The 8,955-nt window shown below is 52.3% G+C and carries 13 protein-coding genes; 2 read left to right on the top strand and 11 right to left on the bottom strand.

Annotated features, from left to right (window positions below):
• The first annotated feature begins 313 nt into the window (after positions 1–313).
• Entirely contained in the window at positions 314–1,141 is an 828-nt protein-coding gene (locus PED39_05610) for an Mrp/NBP35 family ATP-binding protein (GenBank protein WII07066.1), read from the top strand.
• Between the two features lies 1 nt (position 1,142).
• Complete coding sequence (locus PED39_05605) at positions 1,143–1,478, top strand: hypothetical protein (GenBank protein ID WII07065.1); 336 nt, start codon at positions 1,143–1,145, stop codon at positions 1,476–1,478.
• A 4-nt stretch (positions 1,479–1,482) separates the two neighbouring features.
• Here PED39_05605 and PED39_05600 read toward each other — a convergent pair whose 3' ends face one another.
• From PED39_05600 to PED39_05550, 11 genes are all read right to left on the bottom strand, one after another.
• Complete coding sequence (locus PED39_05600; GenBank protein WII07064.1) at positions 1,483–2,109, bottom strand: radical SAM protein; 627 nt, start codon at positions 2,107–2,109, stop codon at positions 1,483–1,485.
• Positions 2,096–2,770, bottom strand: a complete 675-nt coding sequence (queC, locus tag PED39_05595; GenBank protein WII07063.1) for a 7-cyano-7-deazaguanine synthase QueC — start codon at positions 2,768–2,770, stop codon at positions 2,096–2,098. The genes PED39_05600 and queC overlap by 14 nt, the downstream gene beginning before the upstream one ends.
• Positions 2,771–3,244 (bottom strand): 6-pyruvoyl tetrahydropterin synthase family protein, encoded by a 474-nt coding sequence (locus tag PED39_05590; GenBank protein ID WII07062.1) that lies wholly within the window; start codon positions 3,242–3,244, stop codon positions 2,771–2,773.
• 2 nt (positions 3,245–3,246) lie between these two features.
• The gene (gene mtxX / locus PED39_05585) at positions 3,247–3,990 is read right to left on the bottom strand and encodes a methanogenesis marker protein Mmp4/MtxX (protein ID WII07061.1); all 744 of its coding nucleotides are present in this window, start codon (positions 3,988–3,990) and stop codon (positions 3,247–3,249) included.
• A gap of 70 nt (positions 3,991–4,060) precedes the next feature.
• Positions 4,061–5,044 carry a diphthamide biosynthesis enzyme Dph2 gene (dph2, locus tag PED39_05580; GenBank protein ID WII07060.1) on the bottom strand — a complete coding sequence of 328 codons (984 nt, stop codon included), beginning with the start codon at positions 5,042–5,044 and terminating at the stop codon, positions 4,061–4,063.
• Positions 5,045–5,051: 7 nt separating this feature from the next.
• Entirely contained in the window at positions 5,052–5,570 is a 519-nt protein-coding gene (locus PED39_05575) for a 50S ribosomal protein L16 (GenBank protein WII07059.1), read from the bottom strand.
• Between the two features lie 222 nt (positions 5,571–5,792).
• Entirely contained in the window at positions 5,793–6,692 is a 900-nt protein-coding gene (locus tag PED39_05570) for a site-specific integrase (GenBank protein WII07058.1), read from the bottom strand.
• 320 nt (positions 6,693–7,012) lie between these two features.
• Positions 7,013–7,159 (bottom strand): hypothetical protein, encoded by a 147-nt coding sequence (locus PED39_05565; protein ID WII07057.1) that lies wholly within the window; start codon positions 7,157–7,159, stop codon positions 7,013–7,015.
• Positions 7,152–7,367, bottom strand: coding sequence for a hypothetical protein (locus PED39_05560; GenBank protein ID WII07056.1), 216 nt, complete (start codon positions 7,365–7,367; stop codon positions 7,152–7,154). The genes PED39_05565 and PED39_05560 overlap by 8 nt, the downstream gene beginning before the upstream one ends.
• 201 nt (positions 7,368–7,568) lie before the next feature.
• A complete protein-coding gene (locus tag PED39_05555) occupies positions 7,569–8,084 on the bottom strand; it encodes a hypothetical protein (GenBank protein ID WII07055.1) in 516 nt (171 codons plus the stop codon).
• Positions 8,084–8,875, bottom strand: coding sequence for a hypothetical protein (locus tag PED39_05550; protein ID WII07054.1), 792 nt, complete (start codon positions 8,873–8,875; stop codon positions 8,084–8,086). Before PED39_05550 ends, PED39_05555 begins: the two co-directional genes overlap by 1 nt.
• Positions 8,876–8,955: the final 80 nt, after the last annotated feature.

The raw sequence follows: 8,955 nt of genomic DNA, 5'->3' as shown, positions 1-8,955 counted from the left end.
TGGGATTGTCACCTTACCACGACACTTGGCCCATACCGCCATCTTCTTCAGCCTAAGGGCGATACGGTCCCCCTTTTTTTCCTAATAAAAGACAGTTTAGAACTATGTGGTATAAAAGTAATAGCTTTATGTTAGTTGGATAAAATACTGTTAACTATACTTTCTTTTTCATACAACCCAGTAATATCTGTTCACATCTCGTTTCGTGATCATATTTTCCTATCTAGCCCTCTTCGATCGTCCTTCGTTTTTCTCTAACTCCAAACCTTAATCTATAAAAGTCACCCGACGTATGCTGACGCAGAGGATTACTATGGCAGGTCCAGTTTTGACCGGAGAATCAATCGAGCAGGAGACGAGGCTCAATGATGCACTCGCCCAGATCAAGCACGTCATCATCGTCATCAGCGGTAAGGGCGGAGTAGGAAAGAGCACGGTCTCTTCCAACCTCGCGATGACTCTCGCTATGAAGGGTTATGAGACCGGTCTGATGGATATCGACATCACGGGCCCCAACATCCCCAAGATGTTCGGCATCGAGGACGAACAGCTCATGGCGGACGAGGACAGGATGCTCATCCCGATCATAGTTCCCCCGTCGCTCAAGGTCATGTCCATGGCGTTTCTGCTTCCCAGCAAAGATGTCCCTGTAATGTGGCGCGGACCCGTCAAGATGTCCGCCGTCCAGCAGTTCATCGAGGACGTCAGGTGGGGCAAGCTCGACTACCTCGTTATAGACATGCCTCCGGGAACCGGAGACGAGGCTCTGTCCATAGTGCAGCTGATCCCCAAGGCAGACGGAATGGTCGTCGTCACGACACCTCAGGACGTAGCCCTTCTGGACAGCAGGAAGTCCGTTGGATTCGCCGCACAGACCAAGATCCCCATCATCGGAATCATCGAGAACATGAGCGGATTCGTCTGCCCCCACTGCGGTGAGGTCACCGACATCTTCAAGTCGGGCGGAGGAGAGGCCACGGCCAAGGAGATGAACATCCAGTTCCTTGGTAAGATCCCGATCGAGCCAGCTGTCGTACTGAGCGGGGACTCCGGAATGCCTATCGTCCTGAAGGACCCCAAGTCCGCATCCGCACAGGCCTTCGAGGGCATCATAGACAAGATCATCAAGACAGTTGAGTGAGATGAGGATCGTAGTAATCTCAGAGGGCGAGTCGCTTGACTCCGAAGTGGCCGAGGATTTCGGCCACGCCCCCTTCTTCCTAGTGGTGGATTCCGACAGTCTGGACTATCACGTTATCGAGAACGAGTTCGCCGATTCGCCCGAAGGTGCTGGTGTTGCGGTCGCCAAGGCGATAACCACTTTGGAACCTGATGCAGTCATAACCGGCGGCATCGGAATGCACGGACTGGACATCCTCAGAAAAGCAAACATCATTGTATCCTATGACGAAGAAGGTCCGGTCGAACAGTGCATCACGGACTTCGTCAGAAGGCACAACAGAAATATGGCCGCGTGAGCGGTCAGACCCCTTTCTTATCTCCCCAGATTATCTTGTGCAGCTGGGGCAGGACCCGAGCATCGGCATCGTTCTTCAGTACCTGGTCCACCAGCCATTCTAGCCTGTCGGTTCCACCGACCGGTCCGAAGATCACATTGGTATCAACGGGGTGGTCGCTGAGATACTTCACCGCATAATCGAAATCGGTCTGATCCTTGATAATGAACTTGAGCTGATCCTTTCTGGAAAGGTACTGGAGATTGGATGTGAGCATCCTATCGCTCATGCCTGACGAAGGACATTTGATGTCCATGCTTATCATCATCAAAGGATCGTTCGGAACATCCTTCAGGTCAACTGATCCATTGGTCTCCAGGACCACTTTCTTACCTGCTGACAGGAGAGCGTCGAACAGCTCGCAGATGTCCTTCTGGAGCATCGGTTCCCCTCCTGTGATGCAGACTGTCCTGCAATCCCCAACCTTCTCCATTATCTCGGGAACGGTCATCTCCGTCCCGCCTTCCATGGAGTACATGGTGTCACACCAGGCGCACCTGAGGTTGCAGCCTACCGTCCTTACGAACACGGTGGGCGCCCCCATGGTCAGGCCTTCGCCCTGGATCGACTTGAAAATCTCACAGATCCTCATAGGGAATCTCATCCTCGTATCCGGCCTCTTTGAAACCGGCCAATCTTAGCCTGCAGGAATCGCAATGGCCACAGGCCTTCTCTCCGCCGTTGTAGCATGACCATGTCAGGTGCAGCGGCGCCCCGAGCCTCTTTCCCCTCCTGACGATGTCCGCCTTGGAGTCCATGCCGATGGGGGTGACGATCTGTATCGAGTGTCCTTCCTTTCCTGCCTTCGTCCCGACCTCCAGCGTATGCTGGAATGCCTTGATGAACTCAGGAGTGCAATCGGGGTATCCTGAATAGTCCACTGCATTCACACCGATGTAGATCCTGTCCGCATCGATGGATTCGCACAGCCCTGCGGCAATGCTCAGGAACACTATGTTCCTCGCAGGGACGTATGTGACCGGGATCTCCTCGTCCAGCTCTCCCTCGCGGTCCATAGGGACATCCATATCGTCCCTTGTCAGAGCAGAACGGAATGAGCTCAGATTGAGGTCTATTATCACATGCGGGACCTTGTAGAACTTGCATACATTTGCTGCAGAGGTCAGCTCCTTGGTGTGCCTCTGGCCGTACCTGAAGCTCAGTCCCGTGGGTTCGCAGCCGTCCGCTATGGCCTGGGCCATGCATGTGGTGGAATCCAATCCACCGGACAGAAGGACGACTGCCTTAGACATTCAGAGCACCTTCGTGTACCATGCGGTCTGGCCGCGCTCCTCGTCCAGTCCGATTGATACTGACTTCACGTTGGGCGGGAAGGTGAGTTCCCTGGCCATGCGCTCGGCCATCATCCTCGACATCTCCTCGGCCGTTGTGGTGGGGATGTCCAATAATGTGACGTCCATCCTGGGGAAAACATACCTCTTCCCGTCGCAGATGGCCTCTACGGACTCATCGGTAACAGTAAGGTGGACGTCCTCGGACTTGGTGGGAAGGAGGGTCTTGTGATCGACCTCGTCGATCATCTCCTTCAGCTTCTTCTTGAGGACAACGAAATCCATTATCATGCCCTCTTCTCCAATCTCCCCTTCGAGTCTGAGACGGACTATGTATGAATGTCCGTGCAGCCTGGAGCACTTCTCGTGCCTGGGGATGAAATGGCATGCTGAGAACCTTATGCCCCCGTATCCTCCATCAATCTCTAGATACATGATCATTCCTCCGTCATCCTCATCGCCAATGCGAGGGAATCTGTGTAATCCGTCTTGACCCTGGACGTGTCTATGAACACCTTGTCAATGTTGACGACAGGTGCGCCCAGCGCCTTTGCCCCTCCGATGAAATGGAGGGTCCTGAATATGATGTTGCCCGTTATTCCTTCGGGCGCTATGAGAATGTCTGCGTTGTTCACCGCATCCTCGATGAGGATCTGACAGTGGTATGCGTCATAGCCCTCGTCCCTGAGCTGCTTGGCGATGTTCCTTGCACTCTCGATCGATCTATCTACCGCCTTGCATCTGCCTACGTCCTCGCACCTTCCGCCGGACATGACGGCGACCTTGGTGCCCAGACCTACCCTCTTGGCCATCTTGACGCATTGCCGTGCCAGCTCTTCCTTCTGGGGGTCTGTCCAGCCCTCGTCTATGCCGACAGGAGCCATGAGGATCATCTTTCCGCTCAGAAGCTCCAGGAAGACTATCCTCTCCAGGGATTTGACCTCCAGCCTCTTCTTCAGGAGAGGGAGGAGAACGGACGATGACATGTCCCCGCGGACAGCGGCATCGATCTTGCCTGTGGCGAGGTCATCGACCAGAAGGTCGGGATCGTCGTAGATCACGACGTCATGGCCCTTCATCGCGGCTACGCTCTTCTCGACGTTTCCCGCATCGGTGCCGCGTCCGATACCGACACGCACCTTCGGGAGCTCGCTCTTGAGGAGGGCCTCTGTAGTGAACATAAGACCTCCAACAGTTTCCTATTAAATAAATAAGCACGAGAAGAGAAACGCTGAATCCGAACCTGCAGGCTCAAGGCCTGATCTGATCGAACTCGTAATCCGCCCATTCCCTATCGCCGAGGACTATGTCTAACTCAGGAATGGTGAGCATGGGCCTGTCGTACTTTGCGGAATCGTCCATGGCTACACGCGGGCATGCCGTGTTCACATATGCGTCGACCCTGTAAGACATGAGGGATATGGGATTGATCTCCTCCAGGACCGCTTTGTATGCCTTGAGACCGTGCGTCCTGATCTTCTCGATGATCCTATCGGCTTCTGCGGAACGGTTCTGGCCTACCTTGCTGCAGACGATGACCAAAAAGCTCTGGGCATTGGAAGCGGATTGTATCGCAGCGAATCTCTTCCTCAGGATCCGGTCCCTGGTCTCCGCCATATTGCGGACCTCTTTTGTGACAGGATTCAGGACGATAATGTCCTTATTCACACCGAATGCTGCTGCGAGCGGATGGAAATCGCCCTCCCCGATGAACAGGAACGCATCCACATCGTCGATGACCGCCTCGGCCGAGCTGCAGTTGCACCCTAGGACCTGACCGGGATATGCGATCCTCCTGTCACCGACACCCACGGACACTTTCCTGCCGTTCTTCTCCAAGATTGCTTTCACCACGGGGATCAGTCCAAGGTACTGGACGGTCGCCAGAAGCCCTATCCTCTCGGGAAGATCCTTTAAGGAATCCATTACAGAATCGTCCAAGGTGACGTCTGAACGCGACTCGATGTACATTACGTTCGGGTCGTCACCCTGAGAAGGTATCGGCGAATGGCCGAAGTGCACCAAGGCATCTGTCTTGCCCTTGTAATCATACAGATCGCAGGCCCCGTAACATGGGAGGCCCACGATCAGTGTATCAACGCCCGTCTTATCGGACAGGTATTCAGAAATCTCTGTCGCCCGGATCTTCAGACCCTCGGGCAATTGGAGGGCGACGGAGGAATATCCTCCGTCGCGAATCCAAGCAACGATGTCGTCCAATCTGAAATCGAACATCTCGGAATCAGTTTACGAATTCCTTGCCCTTCTCTACGTCGACGTAGCAGGGGGAGGGGAATTTCATGGATGCTCTCCAGAGAGCGTCCTTCGCTACTGCGATCTTGTCAGGGTTGACCCTGACGGTCAGGATTGCCTGGTTGCGCTCGAGCCTTGCAGCTGTTCCGACCGCCTTTCCGAATCCCTGACGCATTCCACTCGAAACACGGTCAGCTCCTGCGCCGGTTGCGAGCTTGTTCTCCCTGAGGACGACGTGGGGGAATGCCCTTACCGTCATGTGGTAGTTGGCGACTCCTGCCTGGGAGGTGAGAACCTTGTTTGCAGCGATACGGCCTGCCTCGATTGAGGTGTGCCTTACCTGGACGCGGTTCTTGACTTTCAATGTCAGTGTAACGGGGAACTCCTGCCTGGTGTTTCCCATCTCGTACTGACTTATACGGCTTGCAGGCACTCCACCCATGTATTCGCGGCGTGTGTATGCCTGTCCCTTGATCTGCCTGTACATCGATGCTGGCTTTCTTACCATTTAAACCACCAATTGTGATTGTGATAGGAACCCTCAATCCAGACGCCTATATAACGACTAGGTTGGGCTCCCATATTCTGTCTCGGACGATTGACAACACCCATATAAATGTTACGGGGCAGACACTCGACAAAAATATTCGCGCCTCTGTGAGTTAGAACAATGTTTCAATATAAAAAACCATTCGAGATTTGTAATCAAAGGAAGGTGTTTAGGTCGCACTTACGCGAGGATCTCGGCCATGTAACTCGTGAACTTATCTCTTGCCACATCCTCTTTGTCTCCATAAGCATCGATGTAGCACTGCAGCGTTGTAGCCGCACTTGCGTGCCTCATCATGGTCTTCAACGTCACGAGATCCGTGTCCAACTCATGCCATAATATTGTTGCGAAGAGTCTCCGGAGAGAGTGGGTGGTGACCTTGACCTTGGTCTTGATGGTGAGCGTCCTCATGTGATCGTTCAATGTCGCCGGGGCCATCCTTCTATAACTGTTCTTATGATGCTGCTGCGATTGAAGGAGGTAGTCGTCCTCGCAGTAGATCGTCCTTTTCCAGCTCCGGTATGACTCGATCTCATTGACTACCTGTGGCAGCATTTTCATCCTGACGACGAAGCCCTCCTCGGTGTGCCCTTTTCCGTGGATCGTGATTTTCCCGTCGCAGATGTCCGATTCTCTGATGTTACACATCTCCGTCCTCCGGAGACCCATGAATGCACCGAGAACGAGCACCAACCTATCAGTCGGATCCGCAGCTCCATAGAGGATCTTGAAGTCCTCGGGAGTGATCCATGTGCGTTCGTACTCTGCCCGGTTCCACAGGAGCCCTGCCTGTTTCTCGATGTCCTTCCCGGTAAAATGCTGACAGAACCTCGACAATATTCTTAGATCCTGCTTGCATACGTTCTCTTTATTCGTCCTGGTTTTGTAAAGGAAGAGTATGTCGTCCGCAGCTATGTCCTCTGCTCTGATGGATCTTCCATCTTCCTGAAGCTTAACCAGCAACCTGTGGATGACCATGGTCTTCTCCTTTACAGTATTCTGTTTCCTGCTTCTTGAGATCAAAAAATCCGCATACTCATTGACTTGACTCATATCGACCTTCCATTCCATCTTCTTCATGCTTCCACCTGTATCGGTCCTCCCATCCGTCGAGAAAACGTTTCATTCGGGAAGCCGTGAGAGAGATAGAGAGAGATAGAGAGATACATCCCGTTTTTTATATACCTCAACTCGCTTATTATGACTGGAGCTCTCATGGCTTCCCACTGGTCTCGCACCAGTGCTGTCCGATCTGTTCGCGCCTTGAATGTGGTCGGACAGAACTCCGATTCTTTCAATCAACTTCGCCTCATTCTTTGCTCACATCCCTCTGCTCCGGGATCCTGACCTTGCATCCGATCTCGCCCGGACGTGCGTTCATTCACTTTCCGATACTATTATCACTCGTCTCCGAATGTGTAATTAAGGCAATCAAGATGGACGAACTCTACACATCCATCCATCTTCACGAGCTTCCTTCCCACGGAAGGATCCCATATCTCACGGCCGCACACTGCACACAATATCATGTTACCCTCCTCAGTCATCATCTTCCTCCGCCGGAGGATCCTCGACCTCGATAGGCCTTGATACGATCCTCACGGTCACGTCCATTTGCATGAACCCCATATTCTCCTCGGTGATCCCGAGATTGTCCATTTCCTTCTTCGGGAACGGGATGAAGAATCCCGATCCAATCTTCCTCACTTCCCCTAAGAAAGTGAGCTCGTCCCTTGTAGCTTTGATTAGGCTCATAGGTCTAATAATGTGTTTCATTTATTTATATTTTCTATATCAAAAATATACATAAATCTCTAATCATTAAAGATGCTCTGTTGTAGATAATTATATTTTCATAAAGAGAAAGGAAAGGAAACCCCTCCAATGGAGGGGCGTAGGTGAAGTCCAATGAATGGTGGAGAGGAGGAAACCTCCTCTCATGGTTGGTGGTAGAGCTCACTTGAGCTCGTTGATCTGCTCGATGTCGCCTTTGAGATTCCTGATTCCCTCGACCAATGCCTTTGCTCCTTCGTTCAGACCCTTAAGGGTATAGAAGGATACTGCGAGCATCAGAATGGGGAGCAGGATGATGTAAGCGACCGCATCGATGTCCGGAATCCACTTCTGAATGATGATGGAGTAGACTATGATGGAGATCGAAGGTGTGAGCAACATGTCGATAATCATCGATGCTGTGTACTTTGATTCCCACTCATCGAACTTGTGCTTCGATTCGCCCTTCATGAAGAGCCCGGACACGATGGGTCCGAAAATGGAGAGCACAGCCATAATGATGACGACGACGAGCTGGTAGTCTGCAGGGATGTAGATTAGATCCATAGAGAGAACCTCCTTGGTTAGTAGTGTGTCCCCTATCACGAACAGGATCACCGAAATGAAGAACTTGGAGGGAGATTCCCTACCAAGTGCAACCAGCATACCCTCGTAAATGATAGAGGACTGTTTGCTCATCAGGCAGTCTCCTGCTTCTTCGCGGGTTTCTTGAAGAACTTGAAGACGATGTAGCCTGCAAGTGCGATGAGGACGATGATGAGAACAACGGAGACGTACATCCATATGTTGTTGTCAACGATGGTCTTCTTCGCATCCTCGACGGCCTTGTCGAGTTCTGCCTGTGTGTAGAGCCCGGCGACTGCAGCGTCGATGGCCTTGATGACATCCTCGGGTGAAGAGTAGCCTGCGTATTTCTCCTCGACCTCTGCAACAGCTGCGGCAACCGCGATAACGAGTGCGGAAGCTGCCTCCTCGGTTCCGATGAGCTCATAAGTGACCTTCTTCGTGAGGATGGTGTTGTCGAGTGTGATCTTTGTGCTGACTCCTCCGACGATCTCGTCGACCTTGTTCACTTCGACGGAAGTGAAGACTTTGAGTCCCTGCATGACATCATCGTCTGCGAGATCCGCAGCCTCGAATGTGACTGTCATTCCCTTGATGAGTCCGGCAGTCTTCATTGCGTCGTAGTAGTCCTTGGTGAGGACGGTGATCTTCTCCTCGAAGTCATCATCAAGAATCGCGACATACTCGACAGCGACCGAGGTTATCTCGTCTGCGTGTGCGAGATCTGCGATCAGAGTGAGGACCTCTGTGTTCTCGAGATAGACATCGTCGATGATGAGGACGAGGTCTCCATCGCCTGCAGCTGCATCGTTGGCCTCTGTCGAGATGACTGCGCCGAATCCGGCGAAAGCCATGGCAAAGACCGCCAGAGCTGCGATAATCTTTGTGTTCAATTTAGTTGTCATTGGGTTAACCCCCTCCAAACGGCAAGTTTGGATTAATTGAGAGTAACCCTATTGAGATTATTATGCCGTGCCTATAATGT

It is taken from the genome of Methanomassiliicoccales archaeon LGM-RCC1 (genome assembly GCA_030168575.1).
Taxonomy (GTDB): domain Archaea; phylum Thermoplasmatota; class Thermoplasmata; order Methanomassiliicoccales; family Methanomethylophilaceae; genus Methanoprimaticola.
This window is presented reverse-complemented; position numbering and strand designations above follow the sequence as displayed.